A 24,811-nucleotide genomic window follows, 5' to 3' on the forward strand; every position below is an offset into this window, starting at 1 on the left:
GAGCCCGGCGAGCCGGGCCGCAGAAGCTCTAACGACGCCTCAGGCGATTCGCCAGAGCGCCATCGATCACGAATTTCGCAGGACCATGCTGACGCTTTTCCACCACCCGATGTTTGCCACATGCCGTTTCGTCCGTTTGGCGTTCGGCGAGTATGGCGAGGAGCTGGCGCTGATCGAGGAGAAGCCGTGGACGCGGCGCAAGGAGTTCCTGTCGCTCAACCCGGCCGGAACGCTGCCGGTGCTCCTGGCCGAGGGCGACGTGCCGATCGTCGGCGCGATGATCATTTCCGAATATGTCGACGAGACCCGCGGCGTGCTCAAGCGGGAGCGTCGTCTGTTCGCCGAAGACCCGATGGAACGCGCCGAAATCCGCCGCCTGACCGACTGGTACCTGACCAAGACTGAAAGCGAAGTGACCCGGCATCTGGTGCGCGAGCGCGTGCTGAAGCCGCTGATGCCGGAAGCGGCCGGCGGCGGTTCGCCCGATTCGGCGGCCATTCGTGCTGCCCGCGCCAACATTCGCCAGCATATGAAATACACCAACTGGCTCGCCGGCACGCGCCACTGGCTCGCCGGGTCGCGCATCACCTATGCCGACCTTGCCGCCGCCGCATCGCTTTCGGTGCTCGACTATCTCGGCGAGATCGATTGGCGCGAATATTCCTCGGCGCGCGAATGGTACACACGCGTCAAGTCGCGCCCGTCCTTCCGGCCCCTGCTCGCCGACCGGGTGCGCGGGCTGACCCCGGCATCGCATTATGCGGACCTCGATTTCTGAGAGCGCGCTGCGCCAGCTGATCGAGCGCGAAGCCAGCCGCGCCGGCTTCGCTGCCATCGCCGTCACACGCCCCGACGCCATCCCGCTCGCGCCTGCCCGCCTCGCCCAGTTCGTCGGCGAAGGCCTGCACGGCTCGATGGCCTGGATGGCGGAGACGCTGGAACGGCGCAGCGAACCTTCCGTGCTGTGGCCCGAGGTGCGTTCGATCGTCGTGCTCGCCATGAATTATGGGCCGGACAGCGACCCGCGCGCGCTTCAGGCCATGTCCGACCGGGCGGCGATCTCGGTCTACGCTCGCAACCGCGACTATCACGACGTCATGAAGGGCCGGCTGAAGGAGATCGCCGGCAAGATCGTGTCCCGTGCCGGCGGCGACGTGAAGGTGTTCGTCGACACGGCGCCGGTAATGGAAAAGCCGCTCGCCGAAGCCGCCGGCCTCGGCTGGCAAGGCAAGCACACCAATCTGGTCAGCCGCGAATTCGGCTCGTGGCTGTTCCTCGGCACCATCTTCACGACAGCAGAGCTAGCACCTGACGAGGCCGAAATCGACCGCTGCGGCTCCTGCCGCGCTTGCCTCGACGCCTGCCCGACAGAAGCGTTCCCGGCGCCCTACCGTATCGACGCGCGGCGCTGCATCTCCTATCTCACCATCGAGAACAAGGGTCCGATCCCGCTCGAATTCCGCCCAAAGATCGGTAACCGCATCTATGGCTGCGACGACTGCCTTGCGGCCTGCCCGTGGAACAAGTTCGCCCAGGCCGCATCGGAGCAGAAACTCGCCGCCCGCGACGATCTGCGCGAGCCGCGCCTTGCCGAATTGCTTTCCCTCGACGACGCGACGTTCCGGACCTTCTTCTCCGGTTCGCCGGTCAAGCGCATCGGCCGCGACCGCTTCGTCCGCAACGTGTTGATCGCATCAGGCAATTCCGCCGACGCCACGCTGATCGCACCATGCCGGACGTTGCTCTCCGACACCTCGCCTCTGGTGCGCGGTGCCGCCGTCTGGGCATTGTCGCGGCTGCTGCCCGACGCGACGTTTTCGGCTCTTGCAGAACAGATGCTGAAGGTCGAAACCGATAACGACGTGATCGCGGAATGGCAGGCCGGGCTCACCCAAGTCGAACAGTCGCGGACTCAGTCATGACCGAGCAGACCTTTTTCATCTTCGGCGCCGGCTATTCCGGCAAGGCATTTGCGCAGATGCGCCCGCAAGGCCTTAGCGTTGCCGGAACGACGCGTTCTCAGGACAAGTTTCCGACGCTCGAAGCCGCTGGTATCGAGCCCTTCGTCTTCGACGGCCACCTCACCCCCGAAATCAGGGCGCAACTGGCCAGGACCACGCATCTCGTCGTCTCCGCCGCCCCCGGCGATGATGGCGATCCCGTGCTCAACGCCGCCCGCGAGGCGATCACGCACGACATGCCGCTGCTGCGCTGGATCGGCTATCTCTCGACCGTCGGCGTCTATGGCGACCATGGCGGTGCCTGGATCGACGAAACCGCCACGTGCCGGCCCAAACCGGGGCGATCGACCATGCGCCTTGAGGCCGAACTAGCGTGGCATGCACTTGGCGAACAGATCGCGCGCCCAGTCGCCATCCTGCGCCTGTCCGGCATTTACGGCCCCGGCCGCAATGCCTTCGTCAATCTCGAAAACGGCACCGCCAAGCGGCTGGTCAAGAAGGACCAGGTCTTCAACCGCATCCATGTGCAGGACATTGCCAGTGCGCTGTGGTTCCTCGCCGAGGGCGATTATGGCGGGGTCTTCAACGTCACCGACGACGAGCCGGCGCCGCCGCAGGACGTCGTCGCCTATGCGGCCGAAAAGATGGGCGTTGCACCGCCGCCCGAAACTCCGTTCGAGACCGCCCAACTTTCGCCCATGGCGCGGTCCTTCTATGGCGAAAACAAACGTGTCGCCAACACCGCCATCAAGGCGCTCGGCTTCGCCTTCGGCATGTCCAACTATCGCAAGGCGCTGGACAGCATGTGGGCCGACGGCAGCTGGCGCGGCGAAGGCGAAAGCGACAGGCGCAGCCCGATCAGGCAGGGTTGAGCGAAGAGCATGATCCCGAAAAGTGGCGGCCGGTTTTCGGACAAGATCATGCTCCACCAACAGACAGAGTCCCATTCCGATTTGACCGGAATGGAACAGTCGCGCAAAGAATGACCGGGGTGCGGGTGCCGAAATTTACCTCTAGGTAACCGTGGCAGCCCAAGCTGGCTGAGAGGATCGGGTTCCATGACGACAATTTTCAGCGGACTTCTTGGCAAGGCGGGGCGGCTCCTGATGGCGGCGGCAACGCTTGGCCTTGTCGGTACCGACATCCAGGCGGCCAGCGCTGCGGAGCTCGCCAAGGACCTGTTCGGCAACAAGAAGCTGCCGGCAGCGATCGCGCCCGCGTCCTACGGCTTCTACTCCAAGGGTTGTTTCTCCGGCGGCGTGGCGATCGCCACCGACGGCCCAACCTGGCAGGCGATGCGGCTGTCGCGCAACCGGCGTTGGGGCCATCCCAAGATGATCGCGCTGATCGAGAAGCTGTCGCGGGAAGCCACCCAGGACGGCTGGCCCGGCCTTCTGGTCGGCGATATCTCGCAGCCGCGCGGTGGCCCGATGCTATCAGGCCACGCCTCGCACCAGATCGGCCTCGACGCCGACATCTGGCTGACGCCGATGCCCGACCACCGGCTGTCGCCGACCGAGCGCGAGAACATGAGCGCGGTGTCGATGGTCAACGAAAAGACCCATCGTGTCATCGAGAAGCGCTGGACGCCGGCGCATGCGCGCCTGCTCGAGCGCGCGGCGAGCTACCCGGAGGTCGAGCGCATCCTGGTCAATCCGGGCATCAAGAAGAAACTCTGCGACACCGTCACCGGCGACCGCTCATGGCTGCGCAAGGTGCGCCCGTTCTGGGGCCACGACTATCATTTCCACGTCCGCATCGGCTGCCAGCCGGGTTCGCAGGGCTGCAAGGAGCAGGATGCGACGCCGCGCGGCGACGGCTGCGACAAGTCGCTGGCCTGGTGGTTCACCGAAGAGCCGTGGCGTCCGGCCACCGGCCCGGCCAAGCCTCGGGCGCGTGACATCATGACCATGGCGAGCCTGCCCAAGGCATGCCGCGCCGTGCTCGACGCACCCTCGCCGGTCAACGAGGCGGCCGTCACCTATCACGGGCCCGGCGGCAGCGCATATGCGGCAACGCCCGCCCCTGCGGCTCCGGCAGTGGCAGAGACACCAATCATCGCCGAACCCGGCGTGCCGGCCACGGCAAACGCCTTTGCGCCCCGACCTTCAGTCGACATTCCGGTGCCGCGCCCCCGGCCTGCCGGCAAATAGGCCCCGCCAACAAGCAGGTTGGGCGCGTTGGCCGCGCCGGCTGCATTCACGCACCCGGCGCTTCCAAAGCGATCGAAATCGGTCTATGGAATTTCAACCGATTTAGCTTGCCTGGATGAACCCCGAGTGACACCAGCTTTGCGTCTCGCATTGATCGCCCATGACGAAAAGAAGGACGACCTCGTCGCCTTCGCCAGCGATCATGTCGACTTCCTCATGACCTGCCATATCGTCGCCACCGGAACCACCGGTCAGCGCATCCTGGCGGCCTGCCCGAACCTCAACCTGACGCCGCTGAAAAGCGGTCCGCTCGGCGGCGACCAGCAGATCGGCGCGCTGATCAGCGAAGCCAAGATCGACCTTTTGATTTTCTTCGTTGATCCGCTGACGCCGATGCCGCATGACGTCGATGTGAAGGCATTGATGCGGCTTGCCATCGTCTACGACATTCCCATGGCGTTGAACCGGGCGACGGCCGAGATCATGCTGGAAAACCAGGAGAACGGCTGAACGCCGGCACGGGGACGAAACAGGGCATGTCACATCAGAGCGACCAGTCGCAGGCTCTCCCCTTTCCGATCCTGATCGGCGACATCGGCGGCACCAATGCGCGCTTCGCCATCGTCGAGAGCGCCGACAAGGACGCCGGCGAGCCGCGCATCGTCCAGACTGCCAGCTACGCCACCATTGACGACGCCATCTTGGCCGTGCTCGACGGCTCGCCCATCCGCCCACGCTCGGCGGTGCTGGCAGTTGCCGGCCCGGTCGAGGGCGAAGAGATCGCGCTTACCAATTGCCCGTGGGTGGTGCGCCCCCGGCAGATGTTTTCGACGCTCGGCCTCGTCGACATCCTCGTGCTCAACGACTTCGAAGCCCAGGCACTGGCCGTCGTGGCGCTCGGCGACGAACATATGGAAAGGATCGGCGGCGGTGAGCCTGAACCAGGCGCCGGCCGCGTCGTGCTCGGACCCGGCACCGGCCTCGGCGTCGCTGGTCTTGTCCACGCGCTCGGGCGCTGGATTCCCATTCCCGGCGAAGGCGGCCACATGGACATTGGTCCGCGCTCCAAGCGCGACTTCGAGGTGTTCCCACATATCGAAAAGCTGGACGGCCGCATCTCGGGCGAGCAGATCCTGTGCGGCCGCGGTCTGGTCAACACCTACCGCGCCGTCGCCAGGACCGACGGCAAGGCACCTGTGCTGACCCAGCCGGCACAGGTCACCGCGGCAGCGCTCGACGGCAGCGACCCGGTGGCGGTCGAGGCGCTCGAGCTGTTCGTGACCTGCCTTGGCCGCACCGCCGGCGACCTCGCTCTGGTGTTCAAGAGCAAGGGCGGCGTCTTCCTCACCGGCGGCATCGCCCAGAAAATTTTGCCGGCGCTGAAACGGGGCAATTTCCGCGAGGCCTTCGAGGACAAGGCACCACATCGCGAGCTGATGGCCTCGATGCCGGTCTATGTCATCACCCACCCGCTGGCGGCCCTTGCCGGGCTTGCCGCCTATGCCCGCAATCCCGATCTCTTCGGCATCGAGACAGGCGATCGGCGCTGGCGGACCTAGCCATCGCCGCACTGCGGCAAATGGCGGTTTCCCCTCGCGGCATCATGCTTTAAGAGGGGCGCAGTTTTCGCAAGAGCGACAGGACTGCCTGTTTGACCATCGACCCCAACCAGACGCCGAGCTCCAAGCGCAGCGAGATCGTCGGCGTCATCAAGCGCATCGTCGCCGAAAACGGCCGCGACTACGTCTGGCACTACACCTTCGCGGCGATCTTCCTGCTCACCATTTCGGCCACGACAGGCTTCCTTGCCTGGATAATGCGCGACATCATCAACCTGATCTTTTATGAGCGGCGCGCCGACCTGATCCTGTTGATCACCCTGTCGACCTTCGCCGCCTTCGTCATTCGCGGCCTGTCCACCTATGGCCAGGCGGTCGTCCTAGCCAAGGTCGGCAACAACCTCATCGCCCGCTATCAGCGTCGCATCTTCGACCACCTGATGAGCCTCGGCATGGACTTCTTCTCGTCGCAGCGCTCGGCTCAGCTGATTGCCCAGGTCAACCAGAATGTCGCCGGCGTGCGCGACCTGCTCAACATCCTGATCACCTCGATTGCCCGCGATGCGGTGACACTCATCGTGCTCATCGGCGTGATGGTCTACCAGGATCCGGTTCTATCGCTGCTGGCCTTGCTGATCGGGCCCCCGCTGGTCTTTGCCGTCAACTACCTGATGCGCCGGCTGCGTCGCCTCAACCGCGATGCCATCCTCGTCGGGGCCCGTCTGTTCGGCTCGATGCAGGAAACCGTCCAGGGCATGGCCATCGTCAAGGCCTTCACCATGGAGGATCAGCTCGCCAGGCGCATGGACGGGCTGATCGGCGACGTCGAGGCACGCTCGAACAAGATCGCCCGGGTGTCGGAGCGTCTTTCGCCGATCACCGAAATTCTCGGCGGCGCGATCTTTGCCGGCATCATCGGCTACGCCGGCTACCGCTCGGCAGTCGACATGCAACCGCCTGGCAACATCATCTCGTTCATTTTTGCGTTCATCTTCGCCTATGATCCGGCACGCAAGCTCGCGCGCACCCAGGTAGGCCTCGAGAGTGCGTTGGTAAACGCCCGCATGCTCTACGAGATTCTTGACACCCAGCCGCGGCAGGAAGACGCCCCGGACGCCAAGGCGATCGCTGTCGGCAAGGGCGAAATCCGCTTCGACAACGTCTCCTTCGGCTATGGCGACGACATCCCCGTCCTGCGCGAGCTGAGCTTCACCGCCGTCGGCGGCAAGACCACGGCGATCGTCGGCGCCTCGGGCGCCGGCAAGTCGACGCTGATCGCGCTTTTGCAGCGCTTCTACGATCTCGACGGCGGCCGCATCGTCATCGACGGCCAGGACATATCAGGCGTCACCAAGCGCTCGCTTCGCCAATCCATCGCCTATGTCTCGCAGCATCCATACCTGTTCGAAGGCACCATCGCCGACAACATCCGCTACGGCCGCCCCGATGCCACCGACGCGGATATCCGCGACGCCGCCAGGCAGGCCTTCGCCGACGACTTCATCCTCGACCAACCTGAGGGCTACGACACGCCGGTCGGCGAAAGCGGCTCGACATTATCCGGCGGCCAGCGCCAGCGTGTCTCCATTGCGCGCGCCCTGGTACGCAATGCGCCTATCCTTTTGCTCGACGAGGCGACCTCGGCGCTCGACAACGAGTCCGAGGCGCGTGTCCAGCAAGCGCTTGCCACCGCCACGCAAGGGCGCACCACCATCGTGATTGCCCATCGCCTCTCGACGGTCATCAATGCCGATCATATCGTCGTGCTGGACGCAGGCCGGCTGATCGAGCAAGGCACCCATGCCGCGCTGATGGCCGACCCCAACGGTGTCTATGCGCGCTTCCACAATCTGCATGACGAAGCCGCACTTGGACTCGTGGACGATACCACCGAGACTGCAATGGTAGAGCGGCAGCACGCGCTGCCTCAGGGAGCCTGATATGAGCGAGATGGGTCTTGTCGTCGTCGGTGCCGCCGGGCGGATGGGTCAGGTGCTGTTGCGTACCGTGCACAGCATGGCAGGCGTGCGTGTCGTCGGTGCCATCGAACGGGCAGGCTCGCCGCATCTCGGCAAGGATGCTGGCGAACTCGCCGGCATCGGCATCATCAACGTGCCTATCTCTGACGATCCGCTGTCCGCCTTCGCCAAGGCCGACGGCGTGCTCGACTTCACCGCGCCGGCAGCGACGATCGAATTCGCCGGCTATGCCGCGCAGGCCCGCATCGCCCATGTCATTGGCACGACCGGCTGCTCGCCGGACGACGACGCCAAGATTGCCGCCGCCGCGCGCCATGCCACCATCGTCAAGTCGGGCAATATGAGCCTCGGGGTCAATCTGCTGTCGGTGCTCGTCGAGAAGGCCGCGCAGGCTCTCGGACCCGATGATTTCGACATCGAGATCGTCGAGATGCACCACCGCCACAAGGTCGACGCGCCATCGGGCACGGCACTTCTGCTCGGCGAAGCCGCCGCAGAGGGCCGCAAGATCGCACTTGCCGAGAAGAGCGTACGCGCTCGCGACGGCCACACCGGCGTGCGCGAAACCGGTACGATCGGCTTTGCTGCGTTGCGCGGCGGCTCGGTCGTCGGCGAACATTCGGTTATCCTCGCCGGCACGGGCGAGCGCATCGTCATGTCGCATCTCGCCGAGGATCGCACCATCTTTGCCCGCGGCGCCGTCAAGGCGGCGCTGTGGGCGCATGGACGCAAGCCCGGCCTCTATTCGATGCGCGACGTGCTCGGCCTCTAATCAAACTCCGCCACTACAGTCCTCACCCAAGGGAGCAAAAATGTCCGGTACTCTCGTGCTCGTCCGCCATGGCCAGAGCGAATGGAACCTCAAGAACCTGTTCACCGGCTGGCGCGATCCCGGCCTGACCGAGCAAGGCCACGCCGAGGCCAAGTCGGCCGGCGAGAAGCTCAAGGCGCGCGGGCTCAAATTCGACATCGCCTTCACCTCGGCGCTGTCGCGCGCCCAGACCACCTGCCAGCATATCCTCGACGTTCTCGGCCAGGGCGACCTCAAGACGATCCGCAACGCCGCGCTCAACGAGCGCGACTACGGCGACCTCAACGGTCTCAACAAGGACGACGCCCGCGCCAAGTGGGGCGAGGAGCAGGTCCATATCTGGCGCCGCTCCTACGACACCCCACCGCCCGGCGGCGAGAGCCTGAAGGACACCGGTGCGCGCGTGTGGCCCTACTATTTGCACGACATGCAGAAGCATGTGCTCTCCGGCGGCACCGTGCTGGTCGCAGCCCACGGCAACTCGCTGCGCGCGCTGATCATGGCGCTCGACGGTATTTCGGGGCCTGACATCGTCAAGCTCGAACTCGGAACCGGCGTGCCGATCGTCTACAAGCTCAACGCCGATTCGACCGTCGCTTCCAAAGACGTGCTGGCCTGAGTCGCGATGGCGTCGGCCGTCCAACGGGACGCGCAAAGGACGGCGTAGATTTTTGAACGTATTCGGGAGCCGTGCATACGCGGCTCCCGACCCTTCGCCGGCTTCGAAAGCCAGTCGGCCCCTGCGTCAGCCTCATCACCCGAATGCGACATTTGCGGCCTGCCGCAGCATTCCTCGGCAAAAGCAGAAAAAGCGCGTTGACACAGTCGCTTCGCCCGCTTACATCACCGCCACCAGCCCAGATGGCGGAATTGGTAGACGCGCACGGTTCAGGTCCGTGTGCCGCGAGGCGTGGAGGTTCGAGTCCTCTTCTGGGCACCAGTTTCCTGCTTCAGACAGCTCCAACTGTCTGAAGACACTCAAAAAGCCCGGTTCGCCGGGCTTTTTTGTTGTCCGCATTTTCCAGCCTTTTCTCCCGTTCTCCCCGACAATCTCCATGCATTGCCGAAGCCGGCTCCATCGCCCGAATGGTCAGCTTCCGACTGACCCATCGCAGGTGATAATATCAGGTTGAGCTAATTATTGAGCACAACCCGTCGAGGAATCCGCCGATGCTGCGTCTGGTCCTTGCTGCTGCACTGGCTCTTGCTGCCGGCACGGCAGCCAGGGCCGAAGACAAACCACAGGCCGCCCCAACGGTTATGGAAGGCATAACCGTCGCGGAGTTCGGGGACATCATGACCAAGGCCGGCTATCAGGCCAAGGTCGGCGTCGACAGCGACAACCTGCCGGTCATCGATTCCAAAGCCTCCGGCATGAACTTCTGGGTCTATTTCTACAATTGCGAGGGCGGCGAACCGCAAAAGTGCCGGCGCGTCCAGTTCCAGAGCAGCTTCAAGACCGACAAGGCGATGCAGGACAAGGCACTCGAATGGAACAACAAGAAGGTCGCCGGCCGCGCCTCGAACGACAAGGACAACACCTATTTCGACTACCTGATCGACTGCGGCGGCGGCGTCTCGTCGACCAACCTGTCACAGAATCTCGAGCGCTTCGACACGCTGATGGCCGAGTTCACGACGTACATAGGCTGGCGCTGAACGACGCGCACAGGACTGCCAGGCAGCATGCACTGCATGCATGCATGTTGCATACTTGCGTGCACGATAAGAAAACTGAGGCAAATATGCCACGCGGCATTATTACTTCTCATATATTGATAAAGTTGTCGTCTGTGCCATTGCTATCGCCCCACCAATACTCATTCAGTCAAAGAATATTTGAACCATAAAATTTTCAAGCGAAAATCCGGGGTGGCACAGTGAAATCTAGAAATTATCTTGGCGCAGCCAGCGTCATGGCTCTCCTATGCGTGTCATCGGCTGTGGTCGCGGGCGAACAGGTTTCCGACCAGCAGTCCATCGGCTACCGCATCGGCGTTGCCTTCGCCGGTGTCCACAACACTCTTGGCGGGATGGGGATAGAATCATCAGGCGGCGTCAGAGTTGACGACACACGTCCAACCGTGATGTTTGATGGAACACTGGGCTACGACTTCGCGCCCAACTGGGGCATCCAGGGCGACCTGCAGGCGGCAGCGCTAGGCAAGCCCGACGTCGCCGATGGCGACAGGACCAACGCCTATGGCCATGGCGCCGTCCACCTCTACCATCGTACGGATAGCTTTCTCGTCGGCGCCCTGGGCGGCCTTGGCATTCACGACGATCGCGGCGATTCCAACCGGGAGATGAACTATTGGTTCGCCGGCGCCGAAGGCAAGCTGTTGACCGGCTGGGGCTCGGTCTTCGCGCAGGCGGGCTATCTCGATTCTTACGACAGGTACGACGAAGGCACGCGGGAGGCGCCGTTCGCCCGGCTTGGCATCAACTACTTCCTCAACGATAACTGGTCGGTGAAGCTCGACGGCGCTTATGCCGGCGGCAAGAAGTGGACCGACAACTTGCCCAACCGGATCTTCGACTTCAACGTGGAGAGTGAAATCCGCCCGGAAACCTGGCCGGTCTCGTTGTTCACCCGCTACGAATTCACCCAGATTTCCTATCATGCGCTCGATAGCGACCAGTACCGCTATGGCGAGAACTTCCATACCGTCATGGTCGGGCTCAAGTTCCGCTCCGGTACGACCCTGCGCGAGGCCGACCGTGCACCCGGCTCGCTCGACTTGCCATCCCTTGGCAAATGGGTCGCCTTCAACGCCAATGAGGTCGAGTAAGCTGGCACGTTTCCTCTGAACTCAAGGAGGACGCCGCGCGGCCCTGGCTGGTCGAGCATTTCGAGATCTCGCTGCTCGACATGCAGCCGGGCGGCGGGCTGGTGAGGCCCCCGCCACGGCAGCTCGGTGACATGCTGCGTCCGGGCGCTACCACACGCAGGATGCCGTGTTGCGACGGCGCAGGTGAAGCGCACCAGACAATTCTGTCTGGCAATTCCCCGGTCCGGAATCCCGTACCGTTCCGGCTTCGCAGACCGCCCCCCGAAAGAGGTCCCCTCTCCTGTCTCCCGCTGCTGCTATGCCTCGAGGTTGCGGTTGCGATCCTGCCAGAGTTCAAGGGTCGCCAGCACCGCCACCGCGATGCCGAGGCCGATGTGCCAGCTGCGCAGAGCGCCGCCATATTCGAAGACGAACGGCTGCACCACCATCCAGACGCCGCAGAACAGCGACAGGATTTCTTCCCAGCGCCGCAGGAAGATCTGCTCCAGTCCGGACAGAACGACGATCGCAGCACCGACGAGCGCGGTGACCGCCATCATTGTCGGCATCTCGGTCACGCCGAGCCACATCGGCGAGACGATGATCGCGGCGCCGAGGATCATCGACACGATGTCCTCCCAGCGCCGATGCCGGGTGAGCCCAAGGGGCTCCATTACGTTTAGCGTTGCCATGATGAAAAATCCTCTTTGGCTACGTTCGAGTTAAGCTCGAGCGCCCGTGAGGACTATGTGCGTGCCAGTCGAACTCCTCAGCGGGCGTTCTCGCACTGGGAATATTATCTCAGATATTGGTAAGAAATTCAATGAAGCGCCGGTGTCGCAGGCTACCGCGTCCTATCCGGCCATTGTCGACCTTGGCTGGCTCAGCAATACTGGTCGTGGGGAACTCAGGCTGGAGGGAAAATGCCGCGCGTCATTGCAATCGGGCTAGACGGGATGGACCACGACCTCGTCGAGCGGATGATCGGCGAAGGACGCCTGCCCAACCTCGATCGGTTGCGGCGCAACGGCATTGGCCTCAAGCTCGATCATGGCCGCGACAAGCTTTCGGGTCTCGCCTGGGAACACGTCGCCACCGGGCTCGCGCCATCCGATGGCGGCCGCTGGTCGGCGGTCCGTTACGATCCGGCCACCTATGACGTCCTTCAGGAAGAAGTCACTGCCGCTTCCTATCTGCCGGGCATCGGCCGCAAGGTGGTGGCCTTCGACTTGCCCTATTGCCGCCTGGGCGACAGTGGCGATGTCCTCGGCCTCGCCGCCTGGGGTGCGCATGATCCCGGCGTCGAGGCCCATTCCAATCCACCTGGTCTCGCTGCCGAAATTGCCGGCAGGTTCGGCCCATACCCCGCCCCGGAATGGATCTACGGCTTCTGCTGGCCTTCCGCCGCGAAAACCGAAGCGGCCGCCGCCGCCCTGATCGCTGCAGTCGAAAAGCGCCGCGAGATCGCGCAGTGGCTGCTGCGCGAGAGGCTTCCCGACTGGGATCTGGCGATCGTCGTTCCCTCCGAAGCACACTCCGGAAGCGAGCCGTTCTGGCACGGCATCGATACCGAACACCCCCTCCATCATCACGCCTCCGCAGTCCCGGCAAGGCGAGGGATGATCGGCATCTACGAAGCGCTCGACCACCTGGTCGGCGACCTCGCCGACACCTTCCCCGACGCGACGGTGCTGGCCTTTTCCATGCATGGCATGGGCATGAACGAGGGCGACGTGCCCGCGATGGCGCTGCTGCCGGAGCTGCTCTACCGACGCAGCTTCGGCAAAGCCTATATGCGCGACCTCAAGCCTGCGGCGCGCCTTGCCGACGGCACGCCGCTGCTCGGTGAGCATGAGGGTTGGGAGCCGACGCTGCGCAAGCTCGCTCCATGGCCGGACAAGCCTGGCCCCATTGCCCGCGCGCTGGTCAAGGCAGGCATAGGCAGGCGGCGCGACGCCGAATCGCTTCGCCGCCAGCGGGAGCCTCGCGGCATCGGCTGGATGCCCGCGACGCGCTATCGCGGCTTCTGGCCTGATATGGACGCCTTTGCCATTCCAGCCTTTTACGACGGACAGATTCGGCTGAACCTGCGCGGCCGGGAAGCATCGGGAAAGGTGGCGCCCGAACGCTATGATGCACTCCTCGACGAACTTGAATTGCTGCTGTCGCAGTGCCGCGATCCGCTGAGCGGCGACCCGGCGGTGCGCGAAACCTTCCGGGCTGGCAAGCCACCGTTCGAAATCGGGCCACATGAGGCCGATCTCTACGTCCTTTTCCGCAAGGGCCTTCTTGGCATGACGCATGAGCGACTCGGCACCGTCGGTCCGCTGCCCTGGCGCCGCACGGGTGGCCATACCGGCGACTGGGGGTTCATCTTCGGTGCCGGCCCGGGCCTCGAAGCCGGCCGCTCGGGCACCAGCAGTTCCTTTGACGTCGTGCCGACGATCCTGGACCTGTTGGGCGTATCCCCGGATCTGGCCCCCAGCGGAAAGACGCTGCTCAGAGATCCGGTCTGACACCGGCCTTTCCTGCCAGCTGCGCCGCCTTGACGAACAGCTTTAGCCATTCCCGGGGCTCCATCCTTGTCCGCGCCCGCCGATAACGGCGAAAGGCCCTACCGGCCTTGAGCCGACCCAGAAGCGACGCCGGGCGCGCGGACATCCGCTGCTGTGCGTCGGCGTGAAAATACCCCCACAGCCAGACCTCGCTCTGCCGCTCCGGTCCGATGAGATGGTCGACGATCGCTTCGGGAACCCAGCACCCGTGGTGACCGGCGGCAATTGCGGCGCGCATCACAGCGATCTCCTCGCCGCCGGCGAACGGGCTGCCTGGCCGCCGGCCAAGCTCGGGATCGAAGCGAAAGCGGCGCTGGGCATCGGTCACCATGCCGTAGTTGGCGCCGAACGGAAGATCGGCGTCGACGTCGGCAAAGACATCGGCTGTGGCTCGCCGCCGGGCCGCATAAGCGCCCTCCACCACATCTAGCCCGGCCAACAGCCAGGCGGGCGGCTCTCCGTCCAGGCGCGGAACGATCACGCCGCCAAAGATGCTGCATCGTGGCGATGCGGCCATGGCGGCTGCATAGGCACGCAGGAAGCCGGGCCGCACCAGGGCGTCGTCGTCGAGCCAGACGATCAGCCGTCCGCGCGCCTCATCAATGGCCCGGTTGCGGGCGTGGGACAGCCCGCCCCGCGGCTCCGCGACGACGACCATCGGCAGTCGGTCGGCGAAACGCTCCGCCACCGGCACTGTGTCGTCGCTGCAGTCATTGGCCACAACCACGATTTCGAAGCTAGAGCTCGGCTTTTCGGCCGCGGCGAGTGCGGCAAGGCATCGCAAGAGCAGCGGCGCCCGGTTGCGGGTGCATATCGCAATCGTCATGCCGATTTCGGTCAATTGCCCCTCGCACCCAATACCGACCGGACCGGCCACGCCTTAGCGAGCCTATTCTTAGCGGCTCGGCGCCCAGCTGCAATTGTCTGACGTGTTGTCGTCCGGCAGTGCAACCGTTCGTTTCACCTGCCGGGGCGTCTGAGCCACAAAAACGCGACACAACCGGCCAACGCCGTCACGATCCCGATCCAGAACCATTCTGTACGCCCTGTCATGAAGCTGCCGCCGAGCAGGCCGGCGCCTTGCAGAATCCAGACGATGCCTATGACGACCGCGAGTCCCGCCACGATGTTTGGCAATAACTTCATTTCGACGCAGCCTCCCTGTTGATTATCTTCACAACGCTCGCTTGATTCTTGATATTTCTTTCCTTCTGAAAGTATCATCAAGAAGTTTTTCGCCAGCGGCGAATCCAGTGATTCAGCGATGAACTCGTCGCCCACTCCGCAATTATGAAGATATTCCTTCCTTGCGTCCCGAACGGGCCTGACAAACTGTTACCTTGAGACTCCAAACGTGTGCGCTCGCCTCGGAACTGCCCGATGCTTGCCGCATTCGCTGCCACATTTCGGGTGAAACCGCTCCGTGTGTTTATCAACAGAGCGTTAACCAGAAGATGAAGAACCGCGCCAAGCCCGCGATCGCGGCGGCCACCCTCGCCGCCGGCATGATGATAGCCCTCACCGGCACCGCTTCCGCCCAGTGCGGCAAGGCGTCCTGGTATGCACTGACCTCGAAGACGGCTTCGGGCGAACGCATGAACCCATCGGCCATGACCGCGGCGCACCGCTCGCTTCCTTTCGGCACCAAAATCCGCGTCACCAACCAGAAGAACGGCAAGAGCGTCGTCGTCCGCATCAACGATCGCGGCCCATTCATCAAGGGCCGCGTGCTCGACCTGTCCAAGGGCGCAGCCCAGCAGATCGGCTTCGTCAGGTCGGGACATACGTCCGTCTGCATGCAGCGCACCTGACGGTTGCGCTGCCAAAGACGCGGCGCGCCTCTAACCGATGCGCCGCGCCGCCGTCTCGGCCATCGCCTCGGCGAGGCTGAGCTGCCACTCCGTCCGGCAATAGGCGCGGAAATCGAAGCAGGGCAGGCCCGGGCAGACCTCGAATTCGATGAGGTGCACGGTGTCGTCGGCCTCGACGCGGAAGTCGAGCGAGAAGACATCGCGCAGGCCGAGGCCCGCCACCAGGCTTGCGGCGATCCGCCGGATGCGCTCGGCCGCGCGCGGCTGCAGCGACGCCACCTGCACCAGTTCCGGCTCGACATACTTCCCCGCTTCCCTGGCTGCCGCGCCGCTGTCGCCATAGAGCGCCATACTGTCGGCCATGGTCTGGAAATCGCCACCTGAATCGACAAAAACGATGCCGAGCGCCTCGGGCCCAACTTCAGGATCGACCGCCAGGAAGCTCGCCCGCACATTGCGGCCCGCGACATAGGGCTGGACGATGACGTCGTCGCGGTAGGCGTCGAACACCCTGCGCCCGAGCGCAAACGCCTCCGTGACGTTGGCGATCCGCGAATCCGCCCAGATGCCGATCTTGGCGCCGAGCCGGTTCGGTTTGACAAAATAGCCCGACGAAGACGCCGGCGGTTCGACCAGCCATTCGCCGCCGCGCACGAGGCCCGCCGCCGGCACCGGCAGGCCGAGAGCCGATAGCACGGAACCGGCACGAAACTTGTCCTGGCACAGCGCAAACAGGCTGTCGTCGGCGCCGATGGTGCGCAAGCCGTTCAGCCGGGCAAGTGCCGGTGCGGCACCGCCACGGAAAAAAGCGATGCCGTCGGTCAGCGTCCACACCAGGCTGGCGCCACGGTCAACTGATGCCAGCACCGCTGCCGCATCGTCCAGTTCGACGGCGCGAAAATCGAGGCCACGCCTGGCGCATGCTTCATCTAGGGCGCTGAACTCCGGCACCATGTCGGTCGACTGCGCCAGATAGGACGAGATCTCCATCGCCGCCTGGGCCGAGAAGCCGTCATCGAGCAATCGCTCCGAACACGCACGCTCCGGCTCATGGACGAGAAAAAGCGTCGGTTTTTGTCCGGCCATCGGCACTGTTCCTGCATGCGGGCGGCGCGGAAGCACTTCGCCGGTGCACGACAATGGCATCCCCGTCGTCTCAGGCTTGCCGGAAAACCGACCTGTTGCCATCGTCCGGGCGACAAGGCCCGCCAGTTGAAGGACTGCAGAGCGGGCGCTTGCCGCGCCTCAGATCAGTACGTTCGGCTCATGCCGACCATTGACCTGGATGTCGAGCAGGAAGGTCTTGCCGGCATGCGGATCCGCCCGGCGCGCTTTGGCGCTCATGCCTTCGGCCGCCGAGGTCACCACCATCCGGTTGGCGGCGTGCCCGACGAAGGCCGGGCACGAGGTCTGCACCGCCGGCACTGGCACGCTGCGCACCAGCTTGCCGTCGGGCGCATAGGCGTCGACGCGGCCGCCGCCCCAGCTGGCGTTCCACAGCACCCCGTCGCGGTCGACGACCGAGCCGTCGATGCCGCCCCTGTCGCCGCGCCGATCAACGAACAGCTTCGGCTCGCCGAGCGGCAGACCGGTGTCGGCATCGCAGTCGAGGCGGTAGAGCAGGTTGACCGCCGTGTCGGTGTAGTAGGCGGCCTTGCCGTCCGGGCTGAAGCAGATCGAATTGGGAATGCTGATCGCCGGAAAAAGCAGCCTGAGCTCGCCACGGAAGAACCAGTAGATGGCGCCGGCACCGGCCTCGGCCTTCTTGCCCATGGTGCCGAACCACAGCGCGCCGCACGGATGCACGCGCGCGTCGTTCGAGCGTGTGCCGGCATTGGCGGCCTCAACCGACATATGCAACGTCAGCTTGCCGATTGCAGCATCGCGGACATGCAGCCCGGTTTCGGTCAGCAGCAACTGGCGCTCGCCGTCGATCGTGGCAATCGCGCTCGCCATCTCGGCGAGCTGATGGATGCGCGTCTGTCCGCCGGACAGCTTCTTCTCCAGCATCCGGCTGTTCAGGATGTCGAACCAGTAGAGCGTGTCGGTGGCGGGATCGTAGGTCGGGCCCTCGCCGAGCTCGCAGGCCTCGTCGGACAGGATGCTGGCCGCCATGTCAGGCACCCTTGCCGATGGCGTCCCAGCCGGCCACTGCCGCCCGGGCGCGCTCGCCGACGTCGGCAGCACTCATGCCCGGCTTGTAGAGGCTGGAGCCAAGGCCGAACAGTTGCACGCCGACCTTGGCGTAGGCGGCGAAATCGACCTCGGACACCCCGCCGACAACGCCGATCTGCGTCTCCTTGGGCAGAACGGCTCGGATCGCCGAAATGCCGCCCGGCCCGAGCACGCTCGCCGGGAAAAACTTCAGCGCCGAAGCGCCCAGCCGCAGTGCCAGGAACGCGTCGGTCGGCGTCATCACGCCGGGCATCGTCACCATTTTGTGCGCACCCGCGCGGCCCATCACCTCGGCATCGATGTTGGGGCTGACCAGCAGCCGCCCGCCGGCATCGTGAAGCCGATCGACATCCTTGGCCCACACCACGGTGCCGCCGCCAACCAGTGCCGCAGGCAGCGCCCTGGCTAGGATCTCGATCGAGCGGAACGGATCGGGCGAATTGAGCGGCACCTCGATCGCCTCGATACCGGCATCGAACACCACCTGGCCAACGCCAAGCGCCTCCTCCGGTTTCAGTCCGCGCAGGATGGCAACCAGCCCGCGACCAAGCTCGGGGAACGGTGCAGTCACGCTCATTCAGCCACTCCTTCAGCCAGCATCCCATTGCGGCGGGCAGCGGCCACCAGGCCGGCCAGCACCGCTTCATCGGCATCGGCGATCGTCACCGCAATGCCGGCGAGGCGCATCGCCTCGGCGTAGAGCCCGCCCAGCGCGCCGGAGACGACAAGCACGACAGGCGTTTCGCGCCGGCCGAAGCGCCTGACCGCCGAGGCAACCTCGGCGCCGATCAGCAGGCCCGAAAGTGCCGCTGCCGCATCCTCCTGGCCGAGTCCGGAGAGCAGGCCGGCGGCGCGGATGCCGAACAATCTCGCGCCGATGTCGCCGTCGGACAGCGCTTCCCCGCACCAGTCGCGGAAGACCTTGCTGTCCGGCGACACCTTTGCCGGCTTGTCGCCGATCGAGTGGCGCAGGATCGAATGCTGAGCCAGCACCGAGAACATCTCGCCGGTCGGCCAGGTGCCGAAACCCTGGATGGCGCCGCCCGCGGCGGTCACCCATTTGCAATGCGTGCCGGGCATGCAGACGAGATGGCTGCCCGCTCCGATCAGGGCGGCAATGCCGGCGAGCTGGGTCTCCTCGCCGCGCATGACATCGGGCGCCCGCGGGTCGCGCTGGGCCAGTCCCGGCACGATGCGGACGTCGCGGCCGGCACCCGACACGGGCACGGCGGCGCCCAGAATGTCGCCCAGCGACGACGGCACGTCGACATAAGGCGCCTCGACCCAGCCCTGGCGCGCACCTGCCATGCCGCAGACGATCGCCGGCAGGTCCTTCACAGCGCCCATGTCCTGCAGCTGCCTGTCGAGAACCGTGGCAAAACCCTTGTGCTGCGCCGTGAGCAAGCCCTCGTCGCTGCGCCGTTCGTCCAGCACCGCGCCCTTGGCGTCGAGCAGCCAGACACGCAGCCTGGTCGTGCCCCAGTCAACGGCCGCTATCGTAGGAGTAGCACTCACAAGATACCTCCATCGACGATCAGCGTCTGTGCCGTCAGCATTTTCGACGCGTCCGAAGCCAGGAAAAGCACCGGCCCGACCATGTCTTCCGGCAGCATCATCCGCTTGATGCACTGGCGCGAGATATGCGCCTTGAGCGACTTCTCGCTGACCCACAATTCGCGCTGCCGCTCGGTGATCACCCAGCCCGGCGCCACCGCATTGACCCTGATGTTGTCGGGGCCGTAGCGCCCGGCAAGCCCCTTGGTCAGGCCAACGATCGCAGCCTTTGCCGCCGTGTAGGCCGGCATGGCGCCGATGTTGAGCATATAGGAGGTCGAGCTGAAATTGATGATCGAGCCGCCGCCGGCCTTGACCATGCCCGGCGCCACCGCCTGGATGGTGAAGAAATGCGGCCTGATGTTCACCGCCTGGTTCTCGTCCCAGCTCTCGGGAGTGACATCTGATACCTCGTGGCGCAGGTCGTTGGCAGCGTTGTTGACCAGAACCGTCACCGGGCCATGCTCTTCCTCGGCCCGGCCGACGGCCCGGCGCAGCTCCGAGATGTCGCGAAGGTCGGCGCGCAGATAGAGCGGCCGGTTGCCGGTCGCCTGCTCGATCTCGTCACACAGCTCCTGGCTCGGCTTCAGCGCGATGTCGATGAAGGCGACCTTCGCGCCCTGCCGGGCAAACGCCTCGGTCAGCGACGCACCGATGCCGGTGCCGCCACCAGTGATCAGCACCGACTGGCCCTCGAGATCAGGAAAACGTGCCGATGGCATCATGATCTTTCCCCTCGCCTCGCCCACTTCCCCCCAAAACCGGACATGCCCACCGTCATAGAGCAAGATCGCAAGAAGTGAGAACCGGTTTTCGGAAAAGATCGTGCTCGCTCACGGAATATTCGGAGCATCCTGCCGGAGCCTCGAACGGGAACAGTCTATCACGCCATGCTCCCGGACCGGCGCCCCGACCTTGTGTTCGCGACGGGTGCAGCACAGCCACCGCGCGACGCGAGAAGTGATGTCAGGACATGGCGGTCAGACCGCCCGGGCGAAGCTCCCGCCGCGATGGGCTTCGCGCAGATAGCCAAGCGTGGCGGCGGCGTCGGCCGGACGGCCGAACAGATAACCCTGCCCGCCGGCACAGCCGAACTGCGTCAGCCGTTCCGCCTGCGCCTCCATCTCGATGCCTTCGGCGACGACATCCATGCCGAGGCCTTCGCACATCGCCAGGATGGCGCGGATGATGTGTTCGGATGGCCGGTCTTCGAGGATCGAGGCAACAAAGGCGCGATCGATCTTGAGCTTGTCGAAGCGGAATTCGCGCAGGCGCCCGAGCGACGATTGGCCGGTGCCGAAATCGTCGAGCGAGACACGGATGCCGACGCGCCTGAGATCCTCGACGATCTTTTCGGCCGAGGCGGGATCGGTCATCAGGCCGGTTTCGGTGATCTCGATCTCGAGGCGGCGCGGGTCGAAGCCGGTGCGCTCGAGGATCGACAGAATGTGCAGGCCGGTGTTCTGGTCGACCAACTGCGACGGCGACAGATTGAATGACAGGAACATTTCCTTCGGCCAGCTGCGCGCCGCTTCCGCCGCCTTGCGCAGCACCAGCTGCGACAGCGGGCCGATGATGCCGCGCTCCTCGGCGATCGGGATGAAGACTGCCGGCGAAACGAAGCCGAGGTCGCGGTCGGTCCAGCGTGCCAGCGCCTCGAAACCGATGGTGCGGCGGCTGTTGAGATCGACGATCGGCTGGAAATGCGGCGCGACATCGCCGGCGGCAACCGCACGGCGCAGCGCCTGCTCGATGCGGGTGACGCGCTTGGCCGCCTCCTCCATCTCGCGGGTGTAGACGACGACGCGGCCGCGACCCGAGCGCTTGGCGTGGTAAAGTGCTGTCTCGGCCTTGCGCACCAGCGTCTCTGTGGTGTCGTCGCTCGAATGGAACAGCGAGCAGCCGACCGACGCCGACAGGCGCGCCGTGCGCTCGCCGACATCGTAAGGTGCCGACAGGATTTCGATCAGCATGCGCGCTTTCTCGGCCGCCGCATCCTCTGAGAACACCAGCGGGTAGAGGAAGGCGAACTCGTCGGCGCCGATACGCGCCACCGCCGAATAGCCATCGCAGGCGGCGCTCAGCCGCATCGCCACCTGGATCAGGATGTCGTCGCCGGCGCGGTGTCCGAACAGGTCGTTGATCGGCTTGAAGCCGTCGAGATCGAGGATGCCGACGGTGAACGGCGCGGGGTCCTCGGCGCGGTCGCCGATCAGCCTTTCGACCTTGTCGAAGAAACGACGCTGGTTGCCCAGCCCGGTCAAGGCATCGGTGAAGGCCAGATCCGCCGTTTCCCTGTCCGAATGGCTGACGCCGATAGGCATGCTTTGTCTCTGTTCTGCTAATATTTGCAACTGTTGCAGCACAGTGCCAGCAAAGCGTTTAGGAATTGTATTCAATCAGCTTGCCGTCCGGATTTCGACACGGCGTCGAAACCGGTTTCAGCGATGGCAATCCGGCGCTGCCAAAATGCTGGATCCAGGCGCCAGTCAGCCATCAAATTGACGCGCAAGCTAAGCGCCTTGCCCGGCCACGTCGCGCTTGCGGCCACACAATTGGCTCATCAACCGGAGCGCGATCGCGGCAAGGATCAGTGCCATGTAAGGCCAGTACATTCCCGGGTTCAGCACCGCCCGGCGCCCGAAATTGACGACAAAGAAGACAGCCAGGAACCAGGCGCCACCGCCGTGGATGATGCGCCAGGCTTTCGGCCCGATCGCGGCAGCCGTCCGGTCGAACGACGTTGCCGCCATCAGGATGATGGCGAGATAGCCGGCGCCGCCGGCTATGAAGGCGGCGGGCGCCGTGAGCTCGTCGAACAGCACCGGGTCGAGCTGCGACAGTGCAATGATGGCGGCGGCATGGACGCCGTGCGAAAAGGCGAAGGCCAGGCCGAAATGGCGGCGGTTCGCCCTGATCCAGCGCGACATGGCCGATGGCCAGAGCCAAGCCAGGCTCGAGGCGGTGAAGGCGAGCACGAACAGCATGAGTGAGGCGCGTGCGGTGAGCCTGATCACCATGCGCGCGCCGTCGACTGGATCGCCTGCCAGGCCGGCAGCAGCGCCGCACGCCGCCAACACGACCAAGCCAAGCCAGGCTGTCAGCCGCCAGCCGCTGGGCGGCCATCTCGAGGTGCTTTCGGGCCAGACCCGCATGATTTTTCCTCCTATGTAATCGCTGATTACATTCGGTTGCAAAGAACTGTCAAGTCGATGTTTACGCCGCTTACATTTCGGCCCGCCGACCGCTACTAGAAGAGGCATGACCAACTCTTCCCGCGCGGCGTATCATCACGGCAACCTCGTCGAGGAGCTCATCGCCGCCACCATCGGGATGATCGAGGAGAAGGGCGTCGACGCCGTTTCGGTGCGCGAAGCCGCAAAGCGCGCCGGCGTTTCGCCTGCGGCCCCCTTCCGCCATTTCGCCAACAAGACAGCTTTGATGACTGCGGTGGCCGAGCAGGCGATGGGCCGCTTGACCTTGTCGGTCCAGCAGGAGCTGTCGGCGACCGGCGACGCCGACCCGGTCGAGGGCCTGCGCGCCATCGCGCGGGGCTATCTCGCCTGGGCGCTCGCCAATCCGACGCATTTCGACGTCATCGCCTCGCGCACGTTGATCGACTTCCACGGCTCGCCGAAACTGACCGGCGAAACCGAGGCGATCCGCCTGGTCATGCTCGACCTGATCGCCCGCGGACAAGCGTCTGGCCGAATATCTGCAGCCCTTGCCCCCGACGCGTTGATGCTGTCGGCGCGCGCCTTCATCTATGGCCTGTGCCGGATGTGGATCGACGGCCACTTTGCCGAATGGCATGTCGAAAAGCCGGCCGGGCAGGCCATGGCCGAAGCGGTCGAGCTGTTCATCGACATGATCGGCGGGCGCCATGCGACGAACCTCTCCGGGACCTAGCATCGGCCAGCCGATGCATCGGGTGAACTTGTTCGCACCCGCCGCCATTGCATAAGGACGGCAAATTGCTACATCCTCGTCACCGCAGAGCGCGACCGGAGCCCGGCTCGCGCGACAAGATTACCGAAAGCCGCGCCGGAGACGTCCATGCCGCTCAAGATCGCCGTCCAGATGGACCACATCTTCACCGTCAACATCGCCGGCGACACGTCGTTCGCGCTGTCGCTGGAGGCCCAGCGACGCGGCCACGAACTCTACCACTACACGCCCGACCGGCTGTCGATGCGCGATGGCAAGGTCTTTGCCCGGATCGAGAAGCTCGAGGTCCGCGACGTCAAGGGTGACCACTTCACCCTCGGCGAGCCCGTCCGCACCGACCTGTCGGAGATGGACGTGGTCCTTTTGCGCCAGGATCCGCCCTTCGACATGAACTACATCACCACCACCCACATGCTCGAGCGCATCCACCCCAAGACGCTTGTCGTCAACGACCCGGCATGGGTGCGCAACAGCCCGGAAAAGATCTTCGTCACCGAATTCGCCGACTTGATGCCGGAGACGCTGATCACCAAGGATCCGCAGGAAGTGGCCGCCTTCCGCAAGGAGTTCGGCGACATCATCGTCAAGCCGCTCTACGGCAATGGCGGCGCCGGCATCTTCCACCTGCACGAGGCCGACCGCAATCTGTCGTCTCTGCTCGAGATGTTCGGCCAGCTGTTCCGCGAACCCTACATCGTCCAGCGCTACCTCAAGGACGTGCGCAAGGGTGACAAGCGCATCATCCTGATCGACGGCGAACCCGCCGGCGCCATCAACCGCGTGCCGGCCGAGCACGATGCCCGCTCCAACATGCATGCCGGCGGGCGGGCCGAGAAGACCGAGCTGACCGCACGCGAGCGCGAAATCTGCGCCCGCATCGGCCCGTCGCTGCGGGAACGCGGTTTCATCCTCGTCGGCATCGACGTCATCGGCGACTACATGACCGAGATCAACGTGACCTCGCCGACCGGCATCCGCGAGGTCAAGAAGTTCGGCGGCGCCGACATCGCCGCGCTGTTCTGGGACGCGGTGGAGAAGAAGCGGGCGAAATAGCCCCTTTCGCCTGCGGCGACATCACGACCCACGTCGATGAAGTTGACCAGCATGGAGGCAAGACAATGGAACTGAAGCGCGGTCGTTTGATCGACCATCTGCATTTGCGCACCCGCGACCTCGCGGCAAGCAAGCGGTTCTATACGGCCGTGCTTGGCGTCCTGGGGATTCCGATCATCGATGGCGGCGCGCATTTCTACGCCGACGAGCTGTGGGTCGACGCCGGCGAGCAGTCCAGCCGCGTGCATGTTGCGTTTCAGGCTACCGACCGCAGTGTCGTCGACCGGTTCCACGCCGCAGGTCTTGCTGCGGGCGGCAAAGACAATGGCGCGCCCGGCGAGCGCGCCTATCATCCCGGCTACTACGCAGCCTTCCTGTTCGATCCCGATGGCAACAACATCGAAGCCGTGTTTCACGGCCCCGCCAACCGCTCGGTCGACGCGGTTACGATCACCTGGGCTCCATAACAAGGACAGCGTGA

26 protein-coding genes and 1 tRNA gene are annotated in these 24,811 nt (G+C 64.7%); 17 read left to right on the plus strand and 10 right to left on the minus strand.

Going from position 1 to position 24,811, the window contains the following annotated elements:
• Nucleotides 1-85 precede the first annotated feature (85 nt).
• The 12 genes from N7E70_RS03235 (at nucleotide 86) to N7E70_RS03290 (ending at nucleotide 11,255) form a co-directional block, all read left to right on the plus strand.
• Entirely contained in the window at nucleotides 86-778 is a 693-nt protein-coding gene (locus N7E70_RS03235; RefSeq protein ID WP_067955626.1) for a glutathione S-transferase family protein, read from the plus strand.
• A complete protein-coding gene (gene queG / locus N7E70_RS03240; RefSeq protein ID WP_263005528.1) occupies nucleotides 759-1,922 on the plus strand; it encodes a tRNA epoxyqueuosine(34) reductase QueG in 1,164 nt (387 codons plus the stop codon). Before N7E70_RS03235 ends, queG begins: the two co-directional genes overlap by 20 nt.
• A complete protein-coding gene (locus N7E70_RS03245; protein ID WP_263005529.1) occupies nucleotides 1,919-2,833 on the plus strand; it encodes an SDR family oxidoreductase in 915 nt (304 codons plus the stop codon). The genes queG and N7E70_RS03245 overlap by 4 nt, the downstream gene beginning before the upstream one ends.
• A gap of 186 nt (nucleotides 2,834-3,019) precedes the next feature.
• Complete coding sequence (mepA, locus tag N7E70_RS03250; protein WP_263005530.1) at nucleotides 3,020-4,114, plus strand: penicillin-insensitive murein endopeptidase; 1,095 nt, start codon at nucleotides 3,020-3,022, stop codon at nucleotides 4,112-4,114.
• A gap of 126 nt (nucleotides 4,115-4,240) precedes the next feature.
• Nucleotides 4,241-4,624: a methylglyoxal synthase gene (locus N7E70_RS03255; RefSeq protein WP_182574484.1), complete on the plus strand. Its 384-nt coding sequence runs from the start codon at nucleotides 4,241-4,243 to the stop codon at nucleotides 4,622-4,624.
• A gap of 26 nt (nucleotides 4,625-4,650) precedes the next feature.
• Nucleotides 4,651-5,673, plus strand: coding sequence for a glucokinase (locus N7E70_RS03260; protein WP_067955636.1), 1,023 nt, complete (start codon nucleotides 4,651-4,653; stop codon nucleotides 5,671-5,673).
• Between the two features lie 92 nt (nucleotides 5,674-5,765).
• Nucleotides 5,766-7,613 carry an ABC transporter ATP-binding protein gene (locus tag N7E70_RS03265; protein ID WP_067955637.1) on the plus strand — a complete coding sequence of 616 codons (1,848 nt, stop codon included), beginning with the start codon at nucleotides 5,766-5,768 and terminating at the stop codon, nucleotides 7,611-7,613.
• A gap of 1 nt (nucleotide 7,614) precedes the next feature.
• A complete protein-coding gene (gene dapB, locus N7E70_RS03270) occupies nucleotides 7,615-8,424 on the plus strand; it encodes a 4-hydroxy-tetrahydrodipicolinate reductase (protein WP_192312717.1) in 810 nt (269 codons plus the stop codon).
• A gap of 40 nt (nucleotides 8,425-8,464) precedes the next feature.
• Nucleotides 8,465-9,082: a 2,3-bisphosphoglycerate-dependent phosphoglycerate mutase gene (locus N7E70_RS03275; protein ID WP_067955640.1), complete on the plus strand. Its 618-nt coding sequence runs from the start codon at nucleotides 8,465-8,467 to the stop codon at nucleotides 9,080-9,082.
• A 236-nt stretch (nucleotides 9,083-9,318) separates the two neighbouring features.
• A tRNA-Leu gene (locus tag N7E70_RS03280) sits at nucleotides 9,319-9,403 on the plus strand.
• A 230-nt stretch (nucleotides 9,404-9,633) separates the two neighbouring features.
• Nucleotides 9,634-10,122 carry a YbjN domain-containing protein gene (locus N7E70_RS03285; RefSeq protein WP_067955642.1) on the plus strand — a complete coding sequence of 163 codons (489 nt, stop codon included), beginning with the start codon at nucleotides 9,634-9,636 and terminating at the stop codon, nucleotides 10,120-10,122.
• Between the two features lie 257 nt (nucleotides 10,123-10,379).
• On the plus strand, nucleotides 10,380-11,255 hold the full coding sequence (locus N7E70_RS03290; protein ID WP_263005531.1) for a porin family protein: 876 nt from the start codon (nucleotides 10,380-10,382) through the stop codon (nucleotides 11,253-11,255).
• 296 nt (nucleotides 11,256-11,551) lie between these two features.
• Here N7E70_RS03290 and N7E70_RS03295 read toward each other — a convergent pair whose 3' ends face one another.
• Entirely contained in the window at nucleotides 11,552-11,926 is a 375-nt protein-coding gene (locus N7E70_RS03295; protein ID WP_067955652.1) for an SPW repeat domain-containing protein, read from the minus strand.
• A gap of 231 nt (nucleotides 11,927-12,157) precedes the next feature.
• Between N7E70_RS03295 and N7E70_RS03300 the strand changes: the two genes are divergently transcribed.
• On the plus strand, nucleotides 12,158-13,750 hold the full coding sequence (locus N7E70_RS03300; RefSeq protein WP_192312728.1) for an alkaline phosphatase family protein: 1,593 nt from the start codon (nucleotides 12,158-12,160) through the stop codon (nucleotides 13,748-13,750).
• Here the strand turns inward: N7E70_RS03300 and N7E70_RS03305 are convergent.
• Together N7E70_RS03305 and N7E70_RS03310 are read right to left on the minus strand one after the other, a co-directional pair.
• Nucleotides 13,734-14,630: a glycosyltransferase family 2 protein gene (locus N7E70_RS03305; RefSeq protein WP_263005532.1), complete on the minus strand. Its 897-nt coding sequence runs from the start codon at nucleotides 14,628-14,630 to the stop codon at nucleotides 13,734-13,736. The genes N7E70_RS03300 and N7E70_RS03305 overlap by 17 nt on opposite strands.
• 119 nt (nucleotides 14,631-14,749) lie before the next feature.
• Nucleotides 14,750-15,070: a hypothetical protein gene (locus N7E70_RS03310; protein ID WP_246765152.1), complete on the minus strand. Its 321-nt coding sequence runs from the start codon at nucleotides 15,068-15,070 to the stop codon at nucleotides 14,750-14,752.
• Nucleotides 15,071-15,243: 173 nt separating this feature from the next.
• Here N7E70_RS03310 and N7E70_RS03315 point away from each other — a divergent pair, with 173 nt between their 5' ends.
• The gene (locus N7E70_RS03315; protein ID WP_067955657.1) at nucleotides 15,244-15,600 is read left to right on the plus strand and encodes a septal ring lytic transglycosylase RlpA family protein; all 357 of its coding nucleotides are present in this window, start codon (nucleotides 15,244-15,246) and stop codon (nucleotides 15,598-15,600) included.
• Nucleotides 15,601-15,630: 30 nt separating this feature from the next.
• Here N7E70_RS03315 and N7E70_RS03320 read toward each other — a convergent pair whose 3' ends face one another.
• The 7 genes from N7E70_RS03320 to N7E70_RS03350 form a co-directional block, all read right to left on the minus strand.
• Nucleotides 15,631-16,686, minus strand: coding sequence for a D-alanine:D-lactate ligase-like protein (locus tag N7E70_RS03320; RefSeq protein ID WP_263005533.1), 1,056 nt, complete (start codon nucleotides 16,684-16,686; stop codon nucleotides 15,631-15,633).
• 159 nt (nucleotides 16,687-16,845) lie between these two features.
• The gene (locus N7E70_RS03325) at nucleotides 16,846-17,715 is read right to left on the minus strand and encodes an SMP-30/gluconolactonase/LRE family protein (protein WP_263005534.1); all 870 of its coding nucleotides are present in this window, start codon (nucleotides 17,713-17,715) and stop codon (nucleotides 16,846-16,848) included.
• Nucleotide 17,716: 1 nt separating this feature from the next.
• Nucleotides 17,717-18,352, minus strand: a complete 636-nt coding sequence (locus N7E70_RS03330; protein WP_263005535.1) for a 2-dehydro-3-deoxy-6-phosphogalactonate aldolase — start codon at nucleotides 18,350-18,352, stop codon at nucleotides 17,717-17,719.
• Nucleotides 18,349-19,290 carry a 2-dehydro-3-deoxygalactonokinase gene (locus N7E70_RS03335; RefSeq protein WP_263005536.1) on the minus strand — a complete coding sequence of 314 codons (942 nt, stop codon included), beginning with the start codon at nucleotides 19,288-19,290 and terminating at the stop codon, nucleotides 18,349-18,351. Before N7E70_RS03335 ends, N7E70_RS03330 begins: the two co-directional genes overlap by 4 nt.
• Nucleotides 19,287-20,054: an SDR family NAD(P)-dependent oxidoreductase gene (locus tag N7E70_RS03340; RefSeq protein WP_192312741.1), complete on the minus strand. Its 768-nt coding sequence runs from the start codon at nucleotides 20,052-20,054 to the stop codon at nucleotides 19,287-19,289. The genes N7E70_RS03335 and N7E70_RS03340 overlap by 4 nt, the downstream gene beginning before the upstream one ends.
• A gap of 255 nt (nucleotides 20,055-20,309) precedes the next feature.
• Nucleotides 20,310-21,653 carry a putative bifunctional diguanylate cyclase/phosphodiesterase gene (locus N7E70_RS03345; RefSeq protein ID WP_263005537.1) on the minus strand — a complete coding sequence of 448 codons (1,344 nt, stop codon included), beginning with the start codon at nucleotides 21,651-21,653 and terminating at the stop codon, nucleotides 20,310-20,312.
• Nucleotides 21,654-21,842: 189 nt separating this feature from the next.
• On the minus strand, nucleotides 21,843-22,484 hold the full coding sequence (locus N7E70_RS03350; RefSeq protein WP_263005538.1) for a ferric reductase-like transmembrane domain-containing protein: 642 nt from the start codon (nucleotides 22,482-22,484) through the stop codon (nucleotides 21,843-21,845).
• Nucleotides 22,485-22,590: 106 nt separating this feature from the next.
• Between N7E70_RS03350 and N7E70_RS03355 the strand changes: the two genes are divergently transcribed.
• The 3 genes from N7E70_RS03355 to N7E70_RS03365 all read left to right on the plus strand — a co-directional run bounded on the left by N7E70_RS03355 (nucleotide 22,591) and on the right by N7E70_RS03365 (nucleotide 24,797).
• Nucleotides 22,591-23,238 (plus strand): TetR/AcrR family transcriptional regulator, encoded by a 648-nt coding sequence (locus tag N7E70_RS03355; RefSeq protein ID WP_263005539.1) that lies wholly within the window; start codon nucleotides 22,591-22,593, stop codon nucleotides 23,236-23,238.
• Between the two features lie 147 nt (nucleotides 23,239-23,385).
• Nucleotides 23,386-24,330, plus strand: a complete 945-nt coding sequence (gene gshB, locus N7E70_RS03360; protein ID WP_263005540.1) for a glutathione synthase — start codon at nucleotides 23,386-23,388, stop codon at nucleotides 24,328-24,330.
• A gap of 65 nt (nucleotides 24,331-24,395) precedes the next feature.
• Nucleotides 24,396-24,797: a VOC family protein gene (locus N7E70_RS03365; protein WP_182574473.1), complete on the plus strand. Its 402-nt coding sequence runs from the start codon at nucleotides 24,396-24,398 to the stop codon at nucleotides 24,795-24,797.
• Nucleotides 24,798-24,811: the final 14 nt, after the last annotated feature.

Origin of the sequence: Aminobacter sp. NyZ550, assembly GCF_025628925.2 — a bacterium.
Classification (GTDB): domain Bacteria; phylum Pseudomonadota; class Alphaproteobacteria; order Rhizobiales; family Rhizobiaceae; genus Aminobacter; species Aminobacter ciceronei.

Bases quoted from the DNA above. Each gene is read 5' to 3' on its own strand.
- N7E70_RS03235 (WP_067955626.1), top strand. From the start codon at position 86: ATGCTGACGCTTTTCCACCACCCGATGTTTGCCACATGCCGTTTCGTC.
- queG (WP_263005528.1), top strand. From the start codon at position 759: ATGCGGACCTCGATTTCTGAGAGCGCGCTGCGCCAGCTGATCGAGCGC.
- N7E70_RS03245 (WP_263005529.1), top strand. From the start codon at position 1,919: ATGACCGAGCAGACCTTTTTCATCTTCGGCGCCGGCTATTCCGGCAAG.
- mepA (WP_263005530.1), top strand. From the start codon at position 3,020: ATGACGACAATTTTCAGCGGACTTCTTGGCAAGGCGGGGCGGCTCCTG.
- N7E70_RS03260 (WP_067955636.1), top strand. From the start codon at position 4,651: ATGTCACATCAGAGCGACCAGTCGCAGGCTCTCCCCTTTCCGATCCTG.
- dapB (WP_192312717.1), top strand. From the start codon at position 7,615: ATGAGCGAGATGGGTCTTGTCGTCGTCGGTGCCGCCGGGCGGATGGGT.
- N7E70_RS03275 (WP_067955640.1), top strand. From the start codon at position 8,465: ATGTCCGGTACTCTCGTGCTCGTCCGCCATGGCCAGAGCGAATGGAAC.
- N7E70_RS03285 (WP_067955642.1), top strand. From the start codon at position 9,634: ATGCTGCGTCTGGTCCTTGCTGCTGCACTGGCTCTTGCTGCCGGCACG.
- N7E70_RS03290 (WP_263005531.1), top strand. From the start codon at position 10,380: ATGGCTCTCCTATGCGTGTCATCGGCTGTGGTCGCGGGCGAACAGGTT.
- N7E70_RS03295 (WP_067955652.1), bottom strand. From the start codon at position 11,926: ATGGCAACGCTAAACGTAATGGAGCCCCTTGGGCTCACCCGGCATCGG.
- N7E70_RS03300 (WP_192312728.1), top strand. From the start codon at position 12,158: ATGCCGCGCGTCATTGCAATCGGGCTAGACGGGATGGACCACGACCTC.
- N7E70_RS03315 (WP_067955657.1), top strand. From the start codon at position 15,244: ATGAAGAACCGCGCCAAGCCCGCGATCGCGGCGGCCACCCTCGCCGCC.
- N7E70_RS03320 (WP_263005533.1), bottom strand. From the start codon at position 16,686: ATGGCCGGACAAAAACCGACGCTTTTTCTCGTCCATGAGCCGGAGCGT.
- N7E70_RS03325 (WP_263005534.1), bottom strand. From the start codon at position 17,715: ATGGCGGCCAGCATCCTGTCCGACGAGGCCTGCGAGCTCGGCGAGGGC.
- N7E70_RS03330 (WP_263005535.1), bottom strand. From the start codon at position 18,352: ATGAGCGTGACTGCACCGTTCCCCGAGCTTGGTCGCGGGCTGGTTGCC.
- N7E70_RS03340 (WP_192312741.1), bottom strand. From the start codon at position 20,054: ATGATGCCATCGGCACGTTTTCCTGATCTCGAGGGCCAGTCGGTGCTG.
- N7E70_RS03345 (WP_263005537.1), bottom strand. From the start codon at position 21,653: ATGCCTATCGGCGTCAGCCATTCGGACAGGGAAACGGCGGATCTGGCC.
- N7E70_RS03350 (WP_263005538.1), bottom strand. From the start codon at position 22,484: ATGCGGGTCTGGCCCGAAAGCACCTCGAGATGGCCGCCCAGCGGCTGG.
- N7E70_RS03355 (WP_263005539.1), top strand. From the start codon at position 22,591: ATGACCAACTCTTCCCGCGCGGCGTATCATCACGGCAACCTCGTCGAG.
- gshB (WP_263005540.1), top strand. From the start codon at position 23,386: ATGCCGCTCAAGATCGCCGTCCAGATGGACCACATCTTCACCGTCAAC.
- N7E70_RS03365 (WP_182574473.1), top strand. From the start codon at position 24,396: ATGGAACTGAAGCGCGGTCGTTTGATCGACCATCTGCATTTGCGCACC.